This is a genomic window from Candidatus Moraniibacteriota bacterium, assembly GCA_026396275.1.
In the GTDB taxonomy this organism is placed as follows: domain Bacteria; phylum Patescibacteriota; class Minisyncoccia; order Moranbacterales; family JAPLXC01; genus JAPLXC01.
Genome location: JAPLXC010000018.1, coordinates 1 through 24,422, shown reverse-complemented (window position 1 = coordinate 24,422; position 24,422 = coordinate 1). Strand labels below are relative to the sequence as shown.

Below are 24,422 nucleotides of genomic sequence, written 5' to 3'. Positions count from 1 at the left end.
TCTAATGAATTTACAAAAATTTGTAGATTTGTAGTATGATTTGTAATTTTGTAGGAGCTTATGAGAAGACAATCCGTTACATCTTCACTGCTTTTTCTTACCATAGCGGAAATTTTTTTTAACTTTTCCGGCTATATCATCCACTCCGTTCTCGGCCGGATGCTAGGCCCTTCCGATTACGGGCGCTACGGGCTTGTGGTGACGCTCACCACCATGATAATCATGCTTATCGGAAACGGCATTCCCACCGCTATGAGCAAATACATAAGCGAGATTTTCGAGACAAAGCCCGAGTTTGTCCTGGTGATTAAAAGAAAAGCCGCATATCTCCAGTTCTTTCTCATTGGCGCCGTGACTATCGTTTTTTTCCTCACCGCTCCGCTAATTTCGCTGCTTCTCGGCGATCCGACGCTCACTCCCCTTTTCAGAATTTCATCGCTCATTATCCCGTCTTTTGCCGCCGCTTCTTTTTATCTTTATTATTACATCGGCATCCACCGCTTTAACCTCCAGGCCACTTTGAAAATTGTCCGGTCATTCGCCCGAATTATATTCGTCATAGGGCTGGCTTATTATTTCGGTCTCAAGGGCTCGGTATCGGCTTATATTCTGGCTCCGGCATCGGTTTTTATCACTGCTTGGTTGATAGATAAAACGAGAATCAATAAAGAGTTTCCAAAAAAATTTGACTTATCTTTTGACTGGAAAAAACTTCTGGATTATGCCTGGCCGGTTACGCTCTTTATGCTTTTTTACGAAATTCTTATTTCCCTCGACCTTTATTTCGTAAAAGCGCTTTTGGGCGATGACCGTTTAACCGGAATCTATAACGGTTCGCTTACTATCGCCCGCATTCCTTACTATCTTTTTTACGCCTTGACCATGGTAATGCTGCCTTCAATATCACGCACCACTTCCCAGAATAAACACGAGGAAACAAGTAAAATAATTATCCAAACCTTCCGAATGATGATTATGATTCTTCTTCCGCTTGTAATTTTAATGGCTGTTTATGCCAAGCCGCTGGTCCAATTATTTTACGGGAATAGATATCTTGACGCAGTTTTACCGCTTCAAATTCTCGCCGCGGGCATTGGATTCTTGACAATTTTTTACGTTATGAGTTTTGCCCTGAACGGGGCCGGAAAAATAAAAATACCGATGTGGATATCTTTTGCCGGCATGGTTTTAAACGGAATTTTAAATTATATTTTGGTTCTCAAATACGGTATCAGCGGCTCGGCTGCTGCGACGACTATAACGTCAATCTTTATAACGGCGATTATCATATATTACGTGCTAAAGCATTTTAATAAACTTATGGAACTAGGCCATTTCCTTAAGTTTCTTCTGGCCGCCTCGGTAATGCTCGCCGCCTCGCTCCTTTTCCCCCCGCTAAAATGGATTTTTATCCTTTGGGGAATAATCCTTAGTGGAATTTACGTTTTATTTCTTTATATCATAGGAGAATTCACTAAAGAAGATATCCTTACATTCAAAAAAATACTTCTGCCTAGAAAAAAATAATCGTATTTATCAGCCATATTAAAACACTACCATATTACGTAATATGGTAGTGAGTCATACCGTAGTTATTCATCGCGATAAGCCGGACATTTCTACTCAAGATCAACAAACGACACTTTCTCACTCATTCCGTAAATTTCAATAATGCTATATGCTTCCTGCCACTTAAGCGAAGGTAGGTCGTAATTTGTAACTCCACCGAATTTTCTTATTTCGGCTCTATGCTTGTGGCCGTTGGCTGTCATAATGATTCTTTTTTTATACATTTTCAGAATATTTTCCAGTTCCGCCAAGTTTTTAATATTATAAAGCGAATGGTGACTAAAAATAATATTCTGATTGTGACTCCGGAGCTGGCACTCCAACCAGTCCTTTTCTTTTTGGGGAATAAAGCCCGTGTAGGCGCCTGGCACGGCATTTGCCGGTTCAACGTCTCTTCCGTCCCGGGTAAAATTGGCGTCTAAAATAATTATATTATATCCTTTGAAATTAAAATTATAATAGCTTTCGCTGGCGGTAATGCTTTTGATATCAATTTTCTTCAAGCTGAACAGCTCATGAGTTCCTACTGCGTGATAAACGGGATATTTTCTTCCGATTGCTCCCAGTGCCATTTCAAATTCGTTTTGCGCGCTTAGCGGTGGGATTATTTCATATCTTATCCGGCTTTCAATAAGGTCCCCGGCATCAATTACTAAATCGGGCTTCTCTTTGGCCATAGCATTCATAAATTTCTGAAGGCCTGAATAACCGATTTCTATCCCAACGTGGGCGTCCGCCACAACGGTGAGTTTAAGATCGGGCGGCGGCATCTTTTTCTCCTGATTTTCCGGCACCGGCTTTTTGATCGACACGGCTTGCCGAGCGTAAGCGTTAATGAAATAATAATCCTTCCCCTTTTCCGGCATTTCAAGTCCGCTCCAGAATGAATATTCGCCATAAACAATTACTGTCAGCGCTAAAAAAGAGACAATGGAAATTCCCAAAATCCTCGCGCGAAAGCCCGACAATTTTTTAGGAAAAATAACCGCCTTGACTTTTTTAAGGCCTCGCCTCCAAAATCCGGCCTTTAAAAAACGGATTAATTTTTTTCTTCTGGACTTTGCCATCGGTATAAATTGACGCCCCCTGTCTCCTTTTTCTTAAAATTATTTTCCATAAAGTCAATCGCGCCTTTTTCGAAATCGCCTTTGACATCACCTGTTACGACCCATCCGCTGCGATTGGCGGCAAGTATATCGTGAAGTTCTGCCAGATCAATTTTTCTTGATTTTATATTGTAGACCTTGGCGCCGGCATCTCGAAAGTAGAAGCTTCGAAAATTTTTGGTTACAAGCATATCTTGAGCCCCGCGTTTCTTGAGAAAATATTGGAAGGCCTTTCGGTAATCCGGGCTATTTTCCGATCGACTGTACGAGTTTTCCTGGCTGAAAAAATATGCCCAATTGGGAACCACTAAGAGCGCACTGGTCATTACTGCCGCAAAAATCTGATTTTTATAACGCGCTAAATTCTCCTTGAGGAAAATCGCCAGCGCGTAAATTCCTGACGAAAGAAGAATGATTCCGAATGACTTGGCGAAAAAAATGAACCGGGGCCCAAAGCTCATTTTCCAAAAAAAAGCGGCCATGCCAACAATTGATAAAAAACACGCGGCCAGCCAGACGGCTCCTTTTCTGCTTTCGGAATTTTTAACAAGAAAGAACAGCCCGAGTAAAATAAAACTGTAGGACAAAATCAAATGACTCCAATCAGAAACCGCCGCTGAAAAATAACTCAGATTATTCTTTAAAAAATCAAGCAAATTGAAATAAAAAAGAAAATTTTTCGGATTATAAAGATAATATCCCGCGGCTCCAGCCAGCATCAGCAGAAGCATAATGGTATATTTATTTACATATGACCGCTTTTGATACCAATTTGCTCCAGCTTGGATAATAAAGTACAAAACCAAAATAATAAATATGTTAATGGTTAGCGGGTGAAGATGCCAGCTTGCAAGGCCCGCTACTATCGCCGGCACCAGCCAAATCGCATTTATTCCCGCAACGGTCTGAATTTTCTTTACCAGCGCAATTTTTCCTTTATATTCTTCTTCCAAAAAGCGAAAAAGAAACCAGGAAAAAAGCAAGAATACCGGGAAAAACATAGAGTACATCCGAAGCATACGGTCAAAAACAATTCCCGAAATACTGACAGAAAACAAAAAAGCGGATATCAGTCCAACAGTCCTGCTTTTGGTAAAATAAGTGGCGGCAAAATATAAGACAACGATGCTAATTAGCCCCCAAACAGCACTTACCGAACGAGCCGCCACCTCCGTGGGCGAAAACCAGTGGAAAAGTTGCGCCACCTGCCAGCGATAAAGCCAAGTCCTTTCATCGCGCAGGCCATAAAGGTCCTGACTTACCTGGCCGAGATTAAAATCCCAGGCCTGCCATTTTCCTGTCTGGTAGTAGCCATAGGCGGCATTAATGTCCAGAAACTCGTCAGTGACAAACGGCTGTTCGCCGAGTTTGTAAAAGCGAAGAAATCCTCCAAGAATAAGGATTGCCAGCAGAATAATAAAAATTTTTTTATTAGACATAAAATGTCAACGTGTTTTAGACCCTGAAATGAAGTATATGTGTCGTATATATCATAGTATATACTACGTATATACTATTATTTTTTAAATGCGATCATTCTCCCCACCGGTAAACGGGCGCTGAAGTCGGTATCGCGTCAGCCCTCACCCGAGAAAGATTTTCACTCAAGTATTGCCGGCCGTCCTTGCACAACGAGACATAGTCCACTTTGGGAATAATCACCCAGCCGCTTTTGTTTTCACTGATTATATCTTCAAGGACCTCCCGGCAGTCGCTTTTTTCAAGAGGAAGTACCTGAGTGTCATAAACCGGGATTTTCTGGCTCCGGAAGTAGTAGCTGCGGTAAGCCCGGGTGACAAAAACATCCTCCGGTTTTTTGTTTGCCAAAATATAGGAAAATATTTTGGTAAAATCAGGATAATAAGAATTTTTGGTATGACCGTAAACCTCGCTGTTTTTTGCCAAATACTTAAAACTAATCAAAGCCGTAAAAACAATTAGCGTAATCACAATTACCGGTTTCCGATATTTTGAAAATTTACCGGAAATGAAATAAATTGCCGCAAAAATGCCGACGGCGATCAGGATTATTCCGAATGATTGAAGAAAATAGATATAGCGGTGAGCCGGATCCCGCGACCAGGTGAATACCGCCGCCGCCAGCGGAACAGCGGCTGACAAAAAAAGAAAAACCGCTTCTTTTTTTCTATCCAGTTTCTTTGCCAAAAACCAGACGCCAATGAGCAGCAAAATAAAACCAACGGCTGGAAAGACCATATCCGTAAAATAACCACTGAAGTAACTATAATTTTCCACGAAAAGCTTCAGATTTTTCTTGGCTAATTTGTAAAACTTATGGAGAGCAGGAAGGCGGCTCGCTGCTAAATAAGCGCCTGAAATAGCGATAAGGGTGATAGAATAATTATTGAAATAGGACTTTTTTCTTATGGAGGCAGTGAGATTGACCAAGGAATAAACGAAAATAGTGCCGACAATGCTGGCGGTAAGAACCTGGGTATTGTAGCTTGCAATACCGACTGCAAGAACCGGGAGGAAATAAACCGGATTAAAGCCTATTTTTTCTGAAATCATCCGGAACAATTTTATTTTTCCCCCGTATTTTGCTTCGTAAAATTTAAAAACCAGCCAGGAAAAAAAGAGATAAACTGGGAAAAACATTGAATACATTCGCAGCCGCCGGCTGTAAATTATCTCCGACTCCCCAACCGCGACAAGAAAAGCAGCAATAAGCGCTATATATTTATTTCCAGTAAAAGAAAGAGTGATAAAGTAGACGAGAATTATGCTGATAATGCCCCAGACGGCGCTTACCGCTCTTGTATTTGTCTCTGAAGGTTCGAAAAATCTATATGATTGAGCCAACTGCCAGCGGAATATCTCGGCCCGCTCGGTGCTGGTATCGTCCTGTAAGTTCCCTTCAAACGGCTTTTCATTATTAAAGTCCCAGGCCAGAAATTTTCCCGTCTTGAAATATCCATAAGAGGTGTTGAGTTCAAAAAATTCGTCCCGGTCAAATGATCTTGCGCCCAGCTTATAAAATCTCAATCCGGCGCCAAGAAGGATGATGATAAAAAGTGTAATTAAAAAAAATTTTTTCATAATGTTATTAGGACTTACACATTCCGATAAAATACTAGCTTTTTATGTCATTCCCGCGGAAGCGGGAATCCAGCAAATAATCCTTATTTTTATTCTGGATTCCGGATCCCCGCCTGCTGGACGGGCAGGAAGTCCGGAATGACATTCGGTTTTTTAATTTCCCCACCGGTAAACAAACACTCGATCGGGAATTTCTTTTGATTTCAGACCTTTTAACTCATTGTATAAATACTGCTTCCCGTCTTTGCAAACCGAGAGATTGTCGATTTCCGGCAGGATTATCCAGCCGCTTTTATTTTCACTGATTATTTTCTGGAATAATTGCCGGCAGTTTCCTTTTTCAAAATCCATTCCTTTGATATCATAGACCGGTATTTTTTCTCCCGGGAAATAGTAGCTGCGATAGGCCCGGGTAATCATAACGTCTTGGGGCTGGCGATTTTCTTTTACGTAGGAAAACAGTTGCCTGAAATCGACATGTGTCGCGTTTTCCATCTTTTTATAAAAATTTTCTTTTCCATAAATATAGGAAAAGTCCAGTGCCGCCAAGAATAAAATTATTATAACCACTGCCAGCGCTTTTTTGTATTTCGGAAATTTATTGGAAAAAAAACTGATCAGCGAGAAAACTCCGGCGGCCGCCAAAATTATCCCGAACGACTGGATAAAATAGACATAGCGATGCGCCGGTTCCCTAGTCCAGGATGAAACGGCAAAGGCCAGCGGGGCAAAGGCGGAGGCCGCGATAAAAATCGCTTCTCTAGCTTTTCCCAATTTTCTGGCCAGGAACCAGAAACCCAAAACCATCAAAGCCGCGCCGGCAGGCAAATACCTGAAATCAGTAAAATAAAATTTGACGTAATCATAATCCCTTCGATTGAGAAAACTCACCGATTCTTTGAGCAACCTAATGGCGTCATTGAAAAAAACATTGGCGATAAGATAGGCAATGAAGGCAGCCAGCAGAGTAAGTGAGTATTTGTTTATTATTTTTCCCTTAAATAATGATTTTACCGCGAAAATGGCGCAATAAGCAGTGAGAGCCACAATAATACTCGTTGCAAGTTCGTGGATCTCATAAGACACCAGTCCGGCAACCGCCGCTGGCAGAAGATAGGCCGGATTGATTTCCAATTTCTGGTAAATTTTCCGGAAAAAAGAAAATTTTCCCCGATAGTGTGACTCGTATAGTTTATACACCGTCCACGAAAAAATGAGATAAATGGGAAAAAGCATGGCATACATCCGCAGCCGACGGGTAAACAGTATTTCTGATTCTCCCACGGCTGTCAAAAACGCCGCCAGAAGTGCGACATAAACGTTGCCAGTGAACGAAAGGGTTATGAAATAGACAATGATAATGCTCAAGACCCCCCAGATGGCGCTTATCGCTCTGGTATTGGCCTCTGTGGGTTCGGCAAAGCGATAAAGGGTGGCTAGTTGTATTCGGTAGGATTGGGCGCGTTGATTGCTCCACTCCTTACCTTCTTGAAACTCATTACCCAGCGGCTGGTTATTGTTAAAATCCCAGGCCAGCCATTTACCTGCCTTGAAATAGCCATATGAAGCATTAAGTTCAAAAAACTCATCTTTATAAAAAGAATTGGCGCCAATCTTGTAAAATCGGAGTGCGCCTCCGATTAGGATTATCAAAATCAATATGGCAAAAATTCTTGTTTTTTTCATACTAAAAGGCGACGCTTTACGATAACAATCGGATATTATAAAATTAGGACTAAGAGAATATGGAGGATTTTTGGGATAAATTAATTATAAACCACAACAAAAATATCATCAACTTAACAAAAAATAAGTCCGGGCAATCCGGCTTCCGCGCTAAAGCTGCTTTTTTATTTTTGATTTTTGCCGTTTACGTCATCTACTTTTCTTTCGGATTTTATCATCTGTCAGAATTCGTCACGGCTGATGAGCATTTTTGGGTTTACTATCGGGTCTACCAATACTGGCACAGCCTTTCTCCCCATGAATGGAAAAATACGATACTTAGCAACAAGCCCGGCGTTACGGTGGCTTTAATTTCCGGCGTTGCGCTTTTTAAGGAAAACAATCCTTTCAAGCATATTCTTTCCGCCAAAAAAGATATGGCGGGAAGCGGTCCGGACCAAATCAAATCAATATTTACTGCTTTTCGCCTGCCTATCCTAATATTTGCCGGTATTTTTTCACTTTACCTTTTCTGGATTATCAGAAAACTTACCGGCAATTTTTGGATTTCTTTTTGGTCATTTTCACTAATGCTTCTCTCCCCCATCCTTGTTGGAATATCCCAGATCGTCAATGCTGACGCCCTCTTTTGGCTTTTCTCAACAGCGGCACTGCTTTCTTTTTTGGCTTACTTAAAAACAGAGGAAAAAAAATTTATTATTTTTTCCCCTTTCTTTCTCGGACTTTCGCTTCTTACTAAATTCGTAAGTGTTGTATTTTTCCCTTTTCTGTTTCTTTCCATTTTTATCTTTTTTTTGTTTAACTTTCCCCGCTGGGAGAAAGAGAAAATTGAAATCCACAAAAAAATATTAAAAATATCTTTTTTTTACCTGGTGACGCTTGTCGGATCGCTTCTTGTCTTTTCCGTTTTTATGCCGGCGGTTTTTGCCGACCGCCAGGTCTTTTTGGATTACACCATTGGATATCCCGGTATGAAAAAAATAATATTGACGATTCTCGCGGCTCTATTGATGCTTGCCGGAGACGCACTAATATTTAAAAGCCGGATATTGAGAAAAATTTTAGCCGGCGTTTCCAGTTATTCAGAAAAAGTGTTTAAAATTGTTCCTATTTTTTTAGTTGTCATTTTTGCGATAGTAATAGTCAACTGGAATGCGAATCAGTTTATCCTTAACCCGGACAAAATAATAGATTACGCGGCCTATGAACAGCAATTTTTTGAAAGTTCCCGGATTTACGAAAGGTTATTTTATCAGTTTTATCCTTTTGTTTTTTCCCTAACCCCATTGGTGCTGATTTCAATTATTTTTCTCTGGATTAAATGTGTTTTTAAAAAGACAAATAATTTTTTTCTGATAATAATCTTGTCGCTTTTTATCGTCGTCTACTTTTTGGCTTTGGTCGCTAAAGGTCTTCCCGCGACTATTCGCTATAGCATTGCGCTTTATCCAGCGGCTTCAATTCTTGCTGCTATTGGAATTTATGAATTTTTTTCTCTTAAAAAATTGGAAAGAGTCAAAAAAATATGGATTTCTTTGGTTCTTCTGGGAGCGAGCTTCATAGGTCTGTGGCAAATCAGACCGTTTTATCTCAATTACACAAGTGATTTGTTACCCAAAAAATACGCTGTAACCGGCGCTTGGGGGTATGGCGGCTATGAAGCCGCCCAGTTCCTTAATTCTCTCCCCAACGCTGAAAATCTTACCGCTTGGACTGATTACTACGGCTTCAGCAACTTTTTCAAGGGAACAACTTATGATAATTACGCGCTAGCGCAGGGAGCCAATCGTATTGACTATTTTATTCTTACTAAACAGGGAAAAATAAAATACGATTATTGGTGCAACCGCCGTAAAAGAATTTGTGAAAAACGCTATGTCCCGGCTGGCCAGTATTACGAAAAGTCCAATCCCGTCTGGGAACTTGACATTGACGGCCGTCCGGGAAATTATATCAAAATATTCAAAGCAGAGAATTAAACTTCATTTGTCAATTACCCGATCTCATTCTCCTCCGCTTAAATACTCAGCAGCTTGTCGCGGAGATGAAAGCAAAATATATTAAGAAAGTTCCAGTGATAATAAAAGGGCTTCGGCGAATTTCGCTAGATACCTCGCAGCTAACTGCGAGGAGCTTCATTTTTTTCAACCGGCGAAGCAGCCCAGCTTCCCTTTTCTCTAAAATACACCGGCAGCGCCAAAAAACTTACCAGCATCATTAGAAACCGGGAAATGATAGCCACTGTCACGGCGGTTGTTACCGGCACGCCAAAACAGCCAAAAAGGGCGATATATGCCCATTCTTTGACTCCAATATTGTTAATACTGATCGGCACCAAAGACAAGATATTAATCAAAAAAATTACCGAGCAATAATTAAGAAGTCCCAAATTAATTCCCAGCGCCCTGACAATTACGTAATTGGCCAAGCCAACCCAGACCAAGTTAAAAGCCATTCCCAAAAAAATTGATTTGGGCAATACCCCGCCACCACTGCGAAAGTGTTTTATTTCTCTTAAAATCTTCATTACTATATTGGGAAGATATTTTTTTAATTTTTGCCAAAAAATGAATTTTTGCGATTTTAAAACCGCAAAGAATACGAAAAATAATAATATCAGTGATGCGTTAACCATCAATAAAACTGGCCTGTCCGCAACTTCCTTGTAATTTAAAACGCTGAAAAAAACTGCCCAAATCATCAGGGCGGCTAATCCGGTTATTCTGTCCATAAGAACCACCGAGACCGACTCAATGTACTTTTTCTCTTTTTTTCCCATGGCATATACCCGGTAAGTATCACTGCCGATTATGGACGGCGTGACATTGTTAATAAAAGAACCGGTAAGATAATATTTAAAAAAGTCCTTGTAGGGCAGGTCTATGCTTTTGTACTTTGCCAAAAATCGCCACTTGTAGGCCGCAATAGCAATTGAAAAAATAGAAACAATGAAATAGAGCGCCACTTGCCACCAGGTTATCTTTATAATATTAAGTTTAACTTCTCCCCAATCAACTTTGAGGATAATAAGCAGCACCAAAATGATGGTAACGGATAAAACAGCGATGAACTGGAACTTTCGCTTGTTTGTTTTAATAAATTGTTTGAAACTATTAATCATCATCTTATTTATTTCTTAGGTAAATAGGTAAAGCCGCAAAAGTTATGATCATCTGAAGAAAGCGGCTGATAATGGCCACTGTTACTACCGCCGAAGCCCCGATTCCGAAAATGCCAAAAAAAGTAATGTAAGCCCATTCTTTGATCCCAATGTTGTTGATGCTGATGGGAAGAGCGGAAACAATACTAATGAGAAATATCACCGTGCAGTAATTAATCAGGCCGATTTTAATTCCCAAGGCGTAAAAAAGAATGTAGTTTTCTATCCCCACGCCGACAACGTTGAAAATAACTCCCCAAAAAATTGCCTTTTTTAAGACACTGGAATGTCGATCAAAGCTTTTGATTTCTCTGGCCACCCGCAAAATAATTCCGGGAATATATTTCTTTATCGTCGGCCAGACAGGCAACTTTCTGATTCCGAGAATGATAATATCAGTAGCAAACGAAGCCACCAGCAGGACATTTATAATAATCAGCAGCGGATTGTTTAAGACCGTCTTGGCATTAATGATACTGAATCCTACTGCCAAAATTACCGCTCCGATGAACCCGGTGATCCGGTCCGCTAGTACGGTTGAAGCCGCTTCGATGTAACGATCATTGGAGGCCTTCCCTGTCTGGTAGGACCGGTAGGTATCTCCCCCAATGAAAGATGGCATAAAATTGTTAATGAAAGCGCCAGTGAGATAAAATTTGAAATAACTCCAAAGAGGAAGACGAATATCCTTGGTCTCCGCCAGCAGTTTCCATTTATAGCTGGAGATAACGACTCCGATTATGAATATACTCGCGTAAAGCAGGATCTGCCAAACCATCAATTCTTTTACATAAATCAAGACCTCGCTCCAATTAACTTTAAAGATAATCCACACAACCAGGCCCGCGCTGACCGCCAGTTTCAGAAAAAATTTAAAAACCCTTTTCTTTTTGGAGACCAAAGAAGATTTTGCCGATTCAGGGCGAAATGAATTATAAATTTTATTTATCATGGTGGTCTTGACGCTCACGCTTTATCTTTTCGTACAACTCCGCATATTCTTGTGAAATTTTTTTCCAGCTTATTGACTTTGCCTTTTTTCGGCTATTTTGCGTCATTTTTTGGTGTAACTCCGCGTTCACAATCAGCTTTTCAAAATTATTTTTGCCGTTTTATTTATTTTCATTTTTCCTAGCAATTGTCTCATATATTTTCAAATACTTCGAAGCAACATTATGCCACCCCATGCCAAGAGCGATTCTCCGGCTTTTGGCACCCATATTTTTTCTTAAACTTTCATCGTTTATTAATTTTTCCAAAGCTTGCGCTATCTGGGCGGATGATCCTTTTTCGACAATAATTCCGTTATCTGAAATCAATTCGGCTGCGCCGGTTTTGGTGGTTATAACCGGAAGACCAACCGCGAGAGCTTCAAGCGTCACATTTCCCAGCGCTTCATTGAGCGAGGATATGACGAAAACATGCGATTTTTGGTAAACCTTATTCAATTCTTTATGCCCCAGCACTCCTAAAAAATTCACCTTTTCTGAAATATTATTTTTAATGCAATAATTTTTAAAACAATCCATAAGCGGTCCGCTTCCCGCCACAATCAACCTTATATGAGGATGAACTTTCTGCAGATTTATAAAAGCATCGAGAAGATAAATCAATCCTTTTCTCTTAATCAACCTCCCGACAAAAAGGATATTAAAATTTTTTTCTTTATTAAGGGCGATTTCATCGGGATAAAATTCATCGGTGTTAATCCCGTTATAAATAACTTCTATTTTTTTATCTTTATCAGTGAATCTCGCTAAATTCAACAGATCCTGGCTCAAAGCCGTTACTATTTGAGCTTTTTTCCAGACCCGCCGGCTGATTGTTTTTAAAAATATCCTGTCAAACAAACGAAATCTTTCATTGTAGCCGGGCACGTCGCTTCCCCGCAAGCTCACAATATACGGAAGTCCGAGAAGCATGGCGATAAATCCGCAAGGAATGCCAAAAAAGGCATGGATAAGGTCGTATTTATTTTTTCTAATTAGATCTTTCGCATAAAAATATGATCTGATCGAATAATAAATAAGATCTTTTATTTTTTGATAATGCGGATCTCCGGTTTTTCCGATATCAAGGTAATGGACGGCCACATTTGGGCTGATTTTTTCAGTCTTATATTTTCCAACCGAAGAAGTTACCAGGTCAATTTGAAGATCTGGATTTTTGGCTAATTCCTTGAGAATATAATAGGTGGCGTTTCCCGCTCCGCCGCCGAGCGGTGGATACTCATAATTCAAAAATAAAATTCTGACCATTTGAATTTACTTGGAGGTTCTTACTTGGAGGTTGAACCTCCAATTGGAGGTTCAACCTCCTTTTTAACCTCTTTTTAGTAAAGATTTCTGAAAGAAACGGATGGTTTCTCGCCGTTAATTTCCACTATCACGTATTGCCGCTGAAAATTCAGAGAGGGAGTGTCAATGTAAGTTATTCCTTCGAGTTTCGACTTGCGGGCTCGATGCTTATGGCCGCTGACAATAAGCAATATCTTGTCTTTGTATTTTTCCAGAATTTCCAATACTCCTTCCTTTCCGCGAATACTATAAAGAGGGTGATGAACAAAAATAATATTGCGATCACTGCTTTTTATTTTCTTGGCCAGCCAGTCAAGTTCTACCTCCGGAAGACAACCCATGTAAGCCCCCGGTTTGTCGTCGTCCGATTCTATTTTTCCGCCGTCACACTCATACATTGAGTCCAGAATTATAATCTGATATCCATTCACCACTGATGAGTTGTAGTTATTGCGCCCGGTTAAATTCTCAAAATCCTTCTTGTTGAAACTTAGCATCTCGTGGTTGCCAATGACATGATATTTGGGCGTGTATTCCAAATTAGCATTTGCCTTCCTAAAGTCGGCTAATGCCGGCTCTCTTTTTTTAGGCGCGTAGCCAATTCGGCTTTCAATAAAATCGCCCAGTTGCACCACGAAATCGGGTTTAGTGGCTTTCATTCTTTGCCCAAACGTGAAGATGCTCCCAAATCCTTTTTCCGGGCTGCTATGGGCGTCGGCCATAATGCCGATTATCAGGTCAGCAGTTCTGGATGGATTTTCGGAAGGAGTTGACTGCTCATCTTGCTTATTTTGATTCTCTTGGCCGGCCTGGCTTTGGGCTGTTTCTCCTGTCGCGTCATTGTTTTCTCCGCTAGCGCTATTATCGACGCTTTCATCGACTGGAGCTTTCTCTGTTTTCGCTTCAATAGGTGTTACTTTAATAGCCGGCTCTTCGTTTTTTATCTCTTTTTTCCCGAAAGAAATTGACTGATAAAATTTCTCGCCGAACGATTTTAAGTCCTTCATTGATAGAGACGGCGTGTAACTTCCTATCTGGCTATCGTTTGGCTGGCAGCCGGCCAACAAAAAAACAGCAACCAGAAAAAAAACGGCTGTCATCATCACTCTAAATTGTTTCGCCAAACGCTTGTGATAACTAACCATCTTTAAAAAAACTTTTCAGTTATTAATTTCTTCCCACCCCAAAATATTCAAATCCTTTTTCTTTAAGCGCCTCGGGCTCATAGACATTGCGAAGGTCAATAAAAAGAGGGCTCTTCATTAATTTTTTCAATTTGTCCAGATCGAGAGCCCGGTATTCGTTCCATTCAGTCAGGAGCACTACGCAGTCAGCATCTCTAGTCGCCTCATAAGGATCGCTCACGTATTCTACATCCGGCATAAGCCCTTTAGCCGCTTCCATCCCGTGCGGATCATGAGCTTTGATCTTCGCTCCTTTTTCAAGGAGGGCCGGAAGAATCGTAATAGCCGGGGCTTCACGCATATCATCGGTTTCGGGCTTAAAGGTAAGGCCAAGAACAGCAATGGTTTTTCCGGACTCGTCGCCGCCCAGGACTTTCCTGATTTTCCTTACCATTCTCGCCTTTTGAGCGGAATTAACCTCCACTACGGTTTCCACGATTCTGGTTGGTGAGCCGTGCTCCTGAGCAATTCTCATCAACGCCAGCGTGTCTTTGGGAAAGCAGGAACCGCCATAGCCCGGTCCCGGGTGAAGAAATTTCGATCCAATTCGCTTATCCAGACCCATTCCCTTGGCTAAAGCAATCACGTCCGCTCCGACATTCTCACATAGATTGGCTATTTCATTTATAAAGCTGATTTTGGTCGCCAGAAAAGCATTGGAGGCGTATTTTATGAGTTCGGCTGTTTCCAGATTCGTTATCACCATCGGCGTCTCAATCAGATACAGCGGCTTGTAAAGTTCGCGAAGTATTTCAGCCGCTCGATCGTTTTCCACCCCGATTACCACTCTGTCAGGATGCATAAAATCATCAATGGCGGCGCCTTCTCGCAAAAATTCGGGGTTTGATGCCACATCAAAATCCGCTTTGGGATTTTCTTCTTTCACTATTCTTTTCACCTGCCTGGCAGTTCCCACCGGCACGGTGCTCTTGTCGACTATCACCATGTAATTTTTGATATGCGGCGCTATTTCCTTGGCGGCGGCGTAAACATAAGAGAGGTCGGCATAGCCATCTCCTCTTCGGGAAGTTGGAGTCCCAACGGCGATAAAAACGGCTTGGGCTTCCGGCACCGCCTCCGCTAAATCAGTCGTGAAAGACAACCGCCCTTCCGAAACATTTTCTTTCACCATTTCTTCAAGACCCGGCTCGTAAATGGGAATCTTTCCTTTTTTCAGCGCTTCTATTTTATCCTTATCCTTATCAACGCAAACAACCTCGTTGCCAAACTGGGCGAAACAAGTTCCGCTAACAAGGCCGACGTAACCAGTGCCAATAATTCCAATTTTCATGTTAGTTCATGAAACATGAAGCATTTAACATGTAACAACAACTATTCGCATTTATTCTTTATGCCCTTAATCGTTGTCCACAACATCGCTCCTATTTCTTCAGACAAATTAATTAATTTTTTATAATCTTCATCTTTAATATATCCTTCTCTTTCTGAAAAATACAACAAGTATTTTGTTTCTTTTAGAGAACCGTAAGACATCTGTAAGAAATTTTTCAACTGCCTGTCTCCAATCCTTGCATATCCTTCTATATAGTTAAGGACTATTGAAAGTGCCGCTCGACGCAATTGTGAAATAATTCCGTATATTTCTTCCCTTGGGAATTCTTTTGTAGTTTTATATATCAGATAGGCAAATTCGTCTAATTTATTTTTTAGTATTTTGTGAAAATTTGCTTTATTTTGTTTCATGTTTCATGTTATATGTTTCATGACTCAATGATTGCTTTTATCGAATAATTCATCTGATTTCTGTTTTTGTAATAATTTTTGATCAAAATGTCAGCCAGAAGTCCGGAAGCAAAAAGCTGGATGCCAACCAAAATCAGAAAGATGCCGATGAGGGGCCAGATCTTTTCTGAAAGCGATGCCCCGAAAAATATCTTTTCAATCGCCATCCAGATAAGAATTGCCGTTCCCGCAAAAGAAAAAATAATTCCTCCTCCCCCGAAAAGATGCAGGGGTCTTGTGGAATATTTTCTCCAAAACCAGATGGAAATCATATCTACCAGCCCTTTGATGGCCCGTTTCCAGTTGTATTTGGTTTTTCCGTGAAGGCGGGGATGGTGAGAGACCTTCGCTTCTCCTATCTTAAATCCCTGCAGTTCTAAAATCGCCGGAATAAAACGGTGCATTTCTCCGAAAAGATCCACATTTTCAAAACACTCCTTCCGATAGGCCTTGAGAGAGCAGCCCGAGTCGTGGATTTTGTCTTTGACAAAAATTTTGCGAAGTAAATTGGCTCCCCGGGAAAATATCTTTTTCGCCAGCGGGTCATGTCTGCGCCAGCGCCAGCCGGAAACAACGTCGTAGCCCTTTCCCAGCTCTTCCAGCAGCAACCTGATATCTTCCGGATCGTTTTGCAGATCGCCGTCCATAGTCACGATGATTTCTCCCCGGCTGTTTTTTATTCCAGCGTCAAAAGCGGCGGTCTGTCCGAAATTCTTGCGGAACTGAATAAACTTGAGGGGAGAAAGATCCCGGCACTCGCCAGTGGTATTGTCGGTCGAACCATCATCCACGAACACAATTTCAAAATCCCCACCAATTTTCCGGCAAGCCGCCACGATCCGGCGATGGAGCTCTTTGACGTTTTCCTCCTCATTGTAAAGAGGAACTATTATTGATAAATAAGGATTTTCCGGCATATTTATCAGTAAAAAATTGAATAGTAATTTAATTTTATTAGATATTTCCCTTTTTTACAAGGCGCTGCTGGAAATCCTAGTTAAACTCCAATTTTAGGTCTTTTTTAAGGATTCCGTCGTGCGCAACCTCCCCGTCTCTGGTCTTCACTTTTATGTGGATGGGAACATCTCCGACACCGGACTGTTTCTGGACAAGAAGCTTGTAATTTTCCCTCACGCTTTCCGGAAGCTCATATCTGATTTCAGCGGGAGTTCCACGGGCAATAAGTACGTGACAGATAAAGCCGAGGGAGGTCTTTTCCAGTTCATCTTTAACGATCGGATAGCTTACCATTTTGTTTTCCAAAAGATTCGCGCCCTTGGGAGCGTAAACCCGAAGATATGAATGATAATCACTGGTCCTCCAGTCGCCGTGCGTCGCGGTATGGGTGTAATTTATTTTAAGATAGGCCGTCGGCTTTTCCCCCGTCAGGTCAACTTCGTAAAAAATTTCCCTTTTGATGTAATAATCCGATTTCAAAGCTCCCATATTGGCATCAACAACCATAAGATAATCGCCTCCCCAGTCCTGGGAGACCCTTCCGTCCCAATGAACCTGTTCCACTGATTTCTGCAAATCCGAATCCGTAAAATTAATCATTATGTCCTTGTTGCGCAGTTCTTCCAGCACTAAATCGGCGATTTTGGGAATATTATTGAGCTTCATAAGCTTCGCCATAACAGCGTCGGCGAGCTTCTTCATTACCCATTTTCTGTTTTGGGTGTCTAAATCCGTATTATAGATGTACACTTTTTCAACCTGCTCCTCCAGCTTCAAAAATCCGTTCTGGCTGTTATATTCAATTCCTCCGACGGTTATCGGTCCGGTGATAGCCAAAATATCATTGAGCACCGTCGCGTTCACCGCGATAACCCCGTCAAAATTGCTGTTTCCTCCTGCCAGGCGGAAGAAATATTTGGCCTTTTCAACATTAGTCGGAAAATCCGGGGAAAAATTGGAGTCCCTGAATTTCCATTTTTTTAGACCCATCATTCTTTGGAACGGATAAGGAGGCGTTATTTTGGCGCTTATTCTCTGGTCAAGCAGATTGGCATCCTCCACGAAATGCGAAGACGCCACCCCATTTTCCACCGTGATAACGGCGTACTGGCCTAAAAATCCTCCCCCAGGGCGCAATTCCATGTTATTCTGAAGCAGGAGAAGATATCTTCTCTTGACATTGTCCTTTTTTGTGACTTCCTGAACCAGATTATTTACGGTTTCTATTTCTTTTTTCGTGTCATTCCCGATAGGCAAAAGCTTCGCCATTTTTTCAAAGGCGGACAGCGATCCGACAATAAGCCGCTCTTTGCTGAAATATCCCTGCCTTTGCAAAAAAACAAAAAGGCCGCTTCCCAGGATCAAAAGAGCCGCAAAAACCATCAGCGCTAATTTCTTTTTATTTCCCATCATCGGCCTTGAAAAATTTAACCAATAATAGTATAATATCAGAAAAATTAAGAATAATCAATGGTTCGGCGATAACAGGCCTTTTGCAAAAAATGCCAAAAAGTGCTATAATGGGGAAAATGGAATTAAAACAAAAAAACAACTTATTTTCACTAATAACAGCTGGCAAGAGAGTCCAGATTATGCTTTTCTTGCCGGTTTTTTTGTCACTGTTTTGTTTTTTGGGTCTTTCTTTGCCTTTAAAAAACGTTCAAGCCGCTGAATCATCCCCTGTTTACCGTTTTTACAGCTCAAATAATAAGGCGTATTTTTACACCATTTCGCAAACCGAGAAAGATAAAGTAATCGCTAATTATTCAGACAACGAATGGAAGTATGAAGGAATTAAATTTTATGCCTACAAAAATCAGGAGGGCGATCTTAAGCCCGTTTACCGTTTTTGGAGCAGCAAAAATCGATCTCATTTCTACACAATTTCTCAAACGGAGAAAGACAAATTGATTTCAAACTACTCCGATTATGAATGGAAATACGAGGGAATCGCTTTTTACGCTTACACCGAAAAGAGCGACAGTTTAACCGCCGTTTACCGTCTCTACGATTCCAAATACCACAAACACTTTTTCACCACCAGCCCCGGCGAGAGAAACTGCCTTCTTAATAATTTTAGCGGACAATGGAAAGACGAGGGCACCGCCTGGTGGGTGCCGGAAGAAGGCGCCGACTTGTCCGCCGACGAAACTTCTTGTGGCGTAACTTACGGCCCCGAAATAAGCGTGGGGCTCTGGAGTCATTCAAGGAGCGAACTTGAGGACGAGGCCTTTAGGATCCACGCTAATAAAAACTACAACATTAAAAACAAAGATGGAAAAATAATCGCCAAGGTTTCAGCTGGTGCGGAAACCAGAGTCAAATATAATGGCGACGGAAAACTGAAAATTTATAATTCAATCTCATCTACCATCGTGGATAAAGAGATTCGCTTTGACGCGGTAGACGGTAACAATTCTTCCATGATTTTCGACGCCCACCGTCCTTCCTCGTCTTTTGACAAATACCGGGGAAAAATAAAAGTTCGCTACAGCAGCACAACCAAGAAAATTTGGATAATAAATAATTTGCCGCTTGAGCAATATGCCTGGGGCAATGGAGAAATTACCGGCACGGGAGACGCGGATTACAACCGCGCTATGGCAACGGTTTACCGCACCTACGGCTACTGGAAAATCAAATACAGCACCAAATACGCCACCGAGGGATTTAAAGTCACTTCCACTTCTTCCAGCCAGATTTACTCCGGCTACGAATGGGAGGAGGATCATCCGAAAATAAAGCAGGCGGTCCAGGAAACCAAAGGCAAGATCAGTAAATACAAAGACGAAATCGCCCTGTCGCCCTACAGCTCTTGGACTGATGGCAGAACCAGAAGCTTTGAGGAACGCTGGGGCTCCGATGACTACCCCTGGTGCCAGTCAGTCAAAGATCCTTATGGCAAGCATCCTACCATGACTACATCTCAATTGGTGGCGGCTGGCAATCATATGGTCGGCATCAGCGCCCATGGAGCGCTGCATGTCGCCGGCGAGCATGACTGGGGATGGGACAGGATTATCAAATACTATCTCACGGGAGTAAATATCGCGAAGATTTATTAAGCAGTTAATGGGTTTAGCGGGTTAATAAATTAATCGGAAACAAACACTTTGCGTAGACGCTCTAAAATAATTTTAGGATTTTTTATTATTTTATTTCTTGCTGTTTCCTACTGGGCTTATAAAGTCGTGAGGGTTCGCTATTTCCCTTCCCCAACTGTTGTTGAGGAAAAATCCGCCATTCCTCAAGCGGAAGTGCAAAAAAACACAGAGGGAGAAAAAACAAGTCCGGATGGAACAACCGAATCGCCTTCAATGGAGAAGGAAAAAGCTTCTTCCGAAAACGGAGAAGCTCTGCCTCAAATTGACTCGGAAGATTGCGATAATGAGTGCGCCGGCTTTGAAGGGAAAAATCTGGACTACTGCCGGCAAGTTTGCGGATTTACGGAAATTAAAAAAATAACCGATGACTGCCAAAATACGAATGGATTGGAAAAGGACTATTGCCTGAAAGATATGGCTGTCACCAAAATGGATTTTAAGATTTGCGATGAAATCAAAAATGCCACAGTTAAAGAAACTTGCAAAAACAGAATTACTGAAGAAATTTTAGACGAGGACTCAAACAAAAACGAATTAGAAACGGAGTAAAAAGAAATCTTCTGAAACATAAAAAACACCTGCGAAAACCGCGTGACGGAAGATATATTCGAGGACGGTCCTCGAGTGTAATCACTCAAGTTCCACATCCGCCTCGCGGTCTTTTTTATTTTCTTTTATTATTTTAATCTGTTCGACTGCGTACTTTTTGTATTCAGCAGGATCACTAAACTGACCCAGAACGATTTCTTTTTCTAATCCTATCCTGTCCTTTTCTCCAAGATAAACCCTGAAGCTGCTCCAAGGGTAATTTTCTGCTTGGGAAAGCTCATGAATCTCGCTGTTACAATTTACGTAAGCGGACACATAGAGCAATTGTTCATTGGAAGTTATCAAAACAGATTTAAACCTTCCTTGAAACAAAACACCGGAGCGATCATATTTTTTATTGAAATACATTGCGTAGCCGGTACAAACTTTTTTTATAAACGTGGTAATTCCCTGATCTTTTCTTTGCTTCAAAATTAAATGAAAGTGATTCGGATTTAGACAATATGAAACAATATCAACCAGTTTTTCCTCCGGCTTGATAATTCGAGGACCGTCCTCGATTTTCGGGGCGGGTCCTCCTACTTTCCAGCTGGGAAGATTGGTGTTGAAATTGACCAGCGAATCTAAAAATCTGGAGTAGTCCCTCGCACTGGAAAAAATTTGTCTCTTTTCAACGCCTCGATTATAAATATGGTAATACTCATCCAAAACAAGAGGTTCTCTTCTTTGCATGTTTCTATAATACCATTAACCTGATTTCCAGTCGAGGACGGTCCTCGAATCTGACGGTCCTCGAATCTGAGTCAATTCGGATAATTCGAATTCGAGGACTTCGAATTCGAGGACGGTCCTCAAATCGGGGGCTTGATGGTAGCGGATATTAAAAAGTGGCGTTAAAAAGGCAAGTAATCGAGGTCGAATCTCGATTTTATGATTAATGAATAAAGCGGCTTTTTATCTTATGCAAAAACTTATGAATTTTTCCAGCAGCTATTGCTCTACAATCAAAAATGCCACAGTTAAAGAAACCTGTAAAAACAGAATTACCGAAGAAATTTTAGACGAGGACTCAAATAAAAACTAATTAGAAACGGAGTAAAAAGAAATCTTCTGAAACATAAAAAACACCCTCCCGGGTGTTTTTTGTTGCAATAAACCGCTAAACTTGATGACTTACAAATCAGTCAATAACAGAACATTACCTAAAATACTTTCTTCCATAAATAAGGTATTTCCAAGTATAGCGAAGAAAGGTTTTCAGTCCCTGTTGATGAAGCACCCAATACGCTTTGCGAAATAAACTAAAAAAATAATGTCGATCAAAACATTTTAACTTATTATATCTATTGATCACTTTCCAAAATTTAAACACTTTACCAGAACGGTCTTCTTCGTTGTTACATTTACTTCTGAAGAGAGTGACATTTTTCATTATCATTTCTTTAATTTCTTCTTCGTTAAACCTTGATTTAAAGGTGGTTCTATGGTTATGAAAAACAAAAACGTCCATAGCCAGCATTATTTTCCAATTGGATTGCCGTGCTCTATAACAATAATCGTCATCATCAGCAAATCCCGTTCCATATTCTTCAGAAAGCAGTCCCACTTGTCTTACTAATTCACTTTTTATCAAGGTACAAAAAAATGCTACCATGTGTTTTACCTCCATTTCCTCTTTCTGATACAACCTCTCTATTTTCTTAGCATATTCTTCAGAATTATTATTATATTCAGGAAGATTTGAAAAAGTCGGGACTTTTATCTGTAAGTTAATAATTGACTGCCAGCTTTTACAGGGCGAGGTAATAGGACCGACGATGCCAATGTGAGGATCGCTTTCTGCTACTTCAATCATTCTTTCCAGCCATCCTTCATAGACCTCCGTGTCGTTGTTCTGAAGCACAATGTAGGGTGTGCCTAATTCCAGCGCTTTTTTCATTCCTTGGTTGGTGGCCTTGACGAAGCCGAGGTTTTTTTCATTAAGGATCGCCTCATACGGAATTTTATTTTCTTCAAGAAATTTTTTAACCTTTTCCCGGCTTTTAGGAGTGGAACCATTATCAATCCAGATAATTTTGTAGGGAACGCCAGTGTTCCGGCGAATGCTGTCAAAACAGCGGATGGTAAAATCCTCTTGGTTATAAGTTGGCGTGACAATGCATGTTTCTAATTTCATTTTTCCTATTGAATAAATTGTTATTTATTTCTTAGAACGAGAGCGACATAGTCATTTGTAGCCATTATTACAAACCAATTAAAGTTCCGATTCCCCTTTTATTAAGGACAAGGGCATTTATTTCGTCCAGGGAATTAACTGACAATATATCTTTTTCACAATCGTAAAGGGCGTGGATCTCTTTGCCAGGAATAAAATTAGCTAAATCTGGATTGTTACTTCGGCGAAACATCACGAGATAATCAGCGTCATAAAGGGGAATGATGCTGTTTTCTTTAACAAACTTGACGACTTGGTCAATATTATACTTTCTTACTATACGATATTCTATTCCAGTCCTTTCTAAGACGTGTGTTATTTCTAAAATGTTACTTTCTTCCTGATTGTTCTTTATTAAATAGAAAAGAAAATTCTTATTTTGATGATATTTATCTACGGAATAAAGAAATTTTTTAATGGACGAAATATCAATTTGGATAGAAATTAGGAAAATTATCCTACTTTTTGATAAATTTACTGTTCTCTCCAGGATCAATTTCTCGCGCTTATCCTTTACCCTTGCCATTTTGATAATGTTGTGCTTATGCAAAATTTTCAATTTCTCTATATACTTATTTACGGTGAAAGTTTTATTCTTTCCATGAAATCTGGCAAAATATAGTGGTTCAGTAATTCTCTTGGCCTTACCATTCTTCAAAAGCGTAAGCCAAGCATCCCAATCCTGAAATCTTTTTATTCTTTCATCAAACCCTTTAAATTTTTTTCTCCTTATGAGTGATGGCAGGGGAATATAATTATGAGTTTTTAGGTTACCATAATTAAATTTTTCGGAAGACCACTTAGATGCCTGATTTATGTTTTTTAAAATTGTCTCATCGCCAAAATTTGTCCTGTCAGAATAAACGAGGTTCAATTCTGGATTACTTTCCATTTCTGACTGCATTTTTTCAATAGCGTCTTCATAGAAATAGTCATCTGAATCCAAAAAAACTACATATTCTCCGATTGCCTTGGAAAAGCCAAAATTTCTCGCTTTTTGTGCATCTTTAAAATCAACCTTAAAATATTGCACTTTGTTTTCGTAAATTTTTACTATTTCATCAGTATTGTCATTACTAGCATCATTAACTACTATTATTTCTTTGGGTTTCACTGTCTGTTCTAGAACCGAATCAATACAATCCTTCAAAAACTTGCCATAATTGTGAGCGGTGATAATAACAGAAGTCAGATAATTAGACGCTGGTTTAGTCACCATTTGTCTAGTATTGTCAGCAAATAATAGTATTTTTTTCAGCTTTAAATATTTTTCTCTTAATTTCCAAAATTTAGATGATTTCATAACCTTTATGTCTCTGTCTTTTTTCTGTATTACTTGATTAGAACTAGCTATTTCCTGAACTTTTTGTCGGATTATTTGATAAAGTTCACTAATTTTTTGATCTTTTTGTTTAGAAATTTCTAGAAGTTCTTTTAATTTTTTCTCGTAATTGCACACATTTTTAATTTCCACAGCTTTTTCAATATCATAATACAAGGCATCTCTATATATATCTTCAATTTTTTTCAAAATCGCATTTTTTGAATTTTCCCTTAAAACCAACTTCCTTAATTTTTCTCCGATTCTAGGATTATATTTTAAAATTTCTTCTTTAAATTTATTCACATTATAATTTATTCTAAACCTTCTTCCCGAAAAATTATTTTTTCTTATTTCAAAAAAATTATCTTCATTAATTAAGCCGTCTCCCCCATGAATATCATAGATAATAACATTTCTGCCACAAGCCATTGCTTCAATTGCGCCCCTTCCAAGACTGACAACTATATC

General features: G+C 40.2%; 20 protein-coding genes. 5 read left to right on the top strand and 15 right to left on the bottom strand.

Annotated features, from left to right (window positions below; translation table 11 throughout):
- Positions 1-60: 60 nt before the first annotated feature.
- Positions 61-1,527, top strand: a complete 1,467-nt coding sequence (locus NT136_03860; GenBank protein MCX6766064.1) for a flippase — start codon at positions 61-63, stop codon at positions 1,525-1,527.
- 92 nt (positions 1,528-1,619) lie between these two features.
- Here NT136_03860 and NT136_03855 read toward each other — a convergent pair whose 3' ends face one another.
- The 3 genes from NT136_03855 to NT136_03845 form a co-directional block, all read right to left on the bottom strand.
- Positions 1,620-2,636, bottom strand: a complete 1,017-nt coding sequence (locus NT136_03855) for a metallophosphoesterase (GenBank protein ID MCX6766063.1) — start codon at positions 2,634-2,636, stop codon at positions 1,620-1,622.
- The gene (locus tag NT136_03850; GenBank protein MCX6766062.1) at positions 2,609-4,114 is read right to left on the bottom strand and encodes a hypothetical protein; all 1,506 of its coding nucleotides are present in this window, start codon (positions 4,112-4,114) and stop codon (positions 2,609-2,611) included. The genes NT136_03855 and NT136_03850 overlap by 28 nt, the downstream gene beginning before the upstream one ends.
- Positions 4,115-4,208: 94 nt before the next feature.
- Complete coding sequence (locus tag NT136_03845) at positions 4,209-5,735, bottom strand: hypothetical protein (protein MCX6766061.1); 1,527 nt, start codon at positions 5,733-5,735, stop codon at positions 4,209-4,211.
- A 1-nt stretch (position 5,736) separates the two neighbouring features.
- On the opposite strand from NT136_03845, the gene NT136_03840 reads away from it, so the two are divergent.
- The gene (locus NT136_03840) at positions 5,737-5,877 is read left to right on the top strand and encodes a hypothetical protein (protein MCX6766060.1); all 141 of its coding nucleotides are present in this window, start codon (positions 5,737-5,739) and stop codon (positions 5,875-5,877) included.
- Positions 5,878-5,888: 11 nt separating this feature from the next.
- Here NT136_03840 and NT136_03835 read toward each other — a convergent pair whose 3' ends face one another.
- Positions 5,889-7,421 (bottom strand): hypothetical protein, encoded by a 1,533-nt coding sequence (locus NT136_03835; protein ID MCX6766059.1) that lies wholly within the window; start codon positions 7,419-7,421, stop codon positions 5,889-5,891.
- A gap of 59 nt (positions 7,422-7,480) precedes the next feature.
- Here NT136_03835 and NT136_03830 point away from each other — a divergent pair, with 59 nt between their 5' ends.
- On the top strand, positions 7,481-9,400 hold the full coding sequence (locus tag NT136_03830) for a glycosyltransferase family 39 protein (GenBank protein ID MCX6766058.1): 1,920 nt from the start codon (positions 7,481-7,483) through the stop codon (positions 9,398-9,400).
- Positions 9,401-9,540: 140 nt separating this feature from the next.
- Here NT136_03830 and NT136_03825 read toward each other — a convergent pair whose 3' ends face one another.
- From NT136_03825 to NT136_03790, 8 genes are all read right to left on the bottom strand, one after another.
- Positions 9,541-10,545: a lysylphosphatidylglycerol synthase transmembrane domain-containing protein gene (locus tag NT136_03825; GenBank protein MCX6766057.1), complete on the bottom strand. Its 1,005-nt coding sequence runs from the start codon at positions 10,543-10,545 to the stop codon at positions 9,541-9,543.
- Position 10,546: 1 nt separating this feature from the next.
- A complete protein-coding gene (locus NT136_03820; protein ID MCX6766056.1) occupies positions 10,547-11,533 on the bottom strand; it encodes a lysylphosphatidylglycerol synthase transmembrane domain-containing protein in 987 nt (328 codons plus the stop codon).
- A gap of 160 nt (positions 11,534-11,693) precedes the next feature.
- Entirely contained in the window at positions 11,694-12,839 is a 1,146-nt protein-coding gene (locus NT136_03815) for a glycosyltransferase family 4 protein (GenBank protein ID MCX6766055.1), read from the bottom strand.
- Positions 12,840-12,913: 74 nt separating this feature from the next.
- Positions 12,914-14,023: a metallophosphoesterase gene (locus NT136_03810; GenBank protein ID MCX6766054.1), complete on the bottom strand. Its 1,110-nt coding sequence runs from the start codon at positions 14,021-14,023 to the stop codon at positions 12,914-12,916.
- 22 nt (positions 14,024-14,045) lie between these two features.
- Positions 14,046-15,353, bottom strand: coding sequence for a UDP-glucose/GDP-mannose dehydrogenase family protein (locus NT136_03805; protein MCX6766053.1), 1,308 nt, complete (start codon positions 15,351-15,353; stop codon positions 14,046-14,048).
- A gap of 41 nt (positions 15,354-15,394) precedes the next feature.
- Entirely contained in the window at positions 15,395-15,766 is a 372-nt protein-coding gene (locus NT136_03800) for a four helix bundle protein (GenBank protein ID MCX6766052.1), read from the bottom strand.
- Positions 15,767-15,783: 17 nt separating this feature from the next.
- The gene (locus NT136_03795; protein ID MCX6766051.1) at positions 15,784-16,722 is read right to left on the bottom strand and encodes a glycosyltransferase family 2 protein; all 939 of its coding nucleotides are present in this window, start codon (positions 16,720-16,722) and stop codon (positions 15,784-15,786) included.
- A gap of 76 nt (positions 16,723-16,798) precedes the next feature.
- Positions 16,799-18,175: a DUF4012 domain-containing protein gene (locus NT136_03790; protein MCX6766050.1), complete on the bottom strand. Its 1,377-nt coding sequence runs from the start codon at positions 18,173-18,175 to the stop codon at positions 16,799-16,801.
- Positions 18,176-18,264: 89 nt separating this feature from the next.
- Between NT136_03790 and NT136_03785 the strand changes: the two genes are divergently transcribed.
- Both NT136_03785 and NT136_03780 read left to right on the top strand, forming a co-directional pair.
- Positions 18,265-19,827: a hypothetical protein gene (locus NT136_03785; GenBank protein MCX6766049.1), complete on the top strand. Its 1,563-nt coding sequence runs from the start codon at positions 18,265-18,267 to the stop codon at positions 19,825-19,827.
- A 48-nt stretch (positions 19,828-19,875) separates the two neighbouring features.
- On the top strand, positions 19,876-20,415 hold the full coding sequence (locus NT136_03780) for a hypothetical protein (protein MCX6766048.1): 540 nt from the start codon (positions 19,876-19,878) through the stop codon (positions 20,413-20,415).
- Positions 20,416-20,496: 81 nt separating this feature from the next.
- Here the strand turns inward: NT136_03780 and NT136_03775 are convergent, their stop codons facing one another.
- The 3 genes from NT136_03775 to NT136_03765 form a co-directional block, all read right to left on the bottom strand.
- Entirely contained in the window at positions 20,497-21,147 is a 651-nt protein-coding gene (locus NT136_03775; protein MCX6766047.1) for a transposase, read from the bottom strand.
- Between the two features lie 466 nt (positions 21,148-21,613).
- The gene (locus NT136_03770; GenBank protein ID MCX6766046.1) at positions 21,614-22,591 is read right to left on the bottom strand and encodes a glycosyltransferase family 2 protein; all 978 of its coding nucleotides are present in this window, start codon (positions 22,589-22,591) and stop codon (positions 21,614-21,616) included.
- Between the two features lie 67 nt (positions 22,592-22,658).
- Positions 22,659-24,422 (bottom strand): glycosyltransferase (locus tag NT136_03765; protein MCX6766045.1); only part of this gene is annotated, 1,764 nt, incomplete at its 5' end.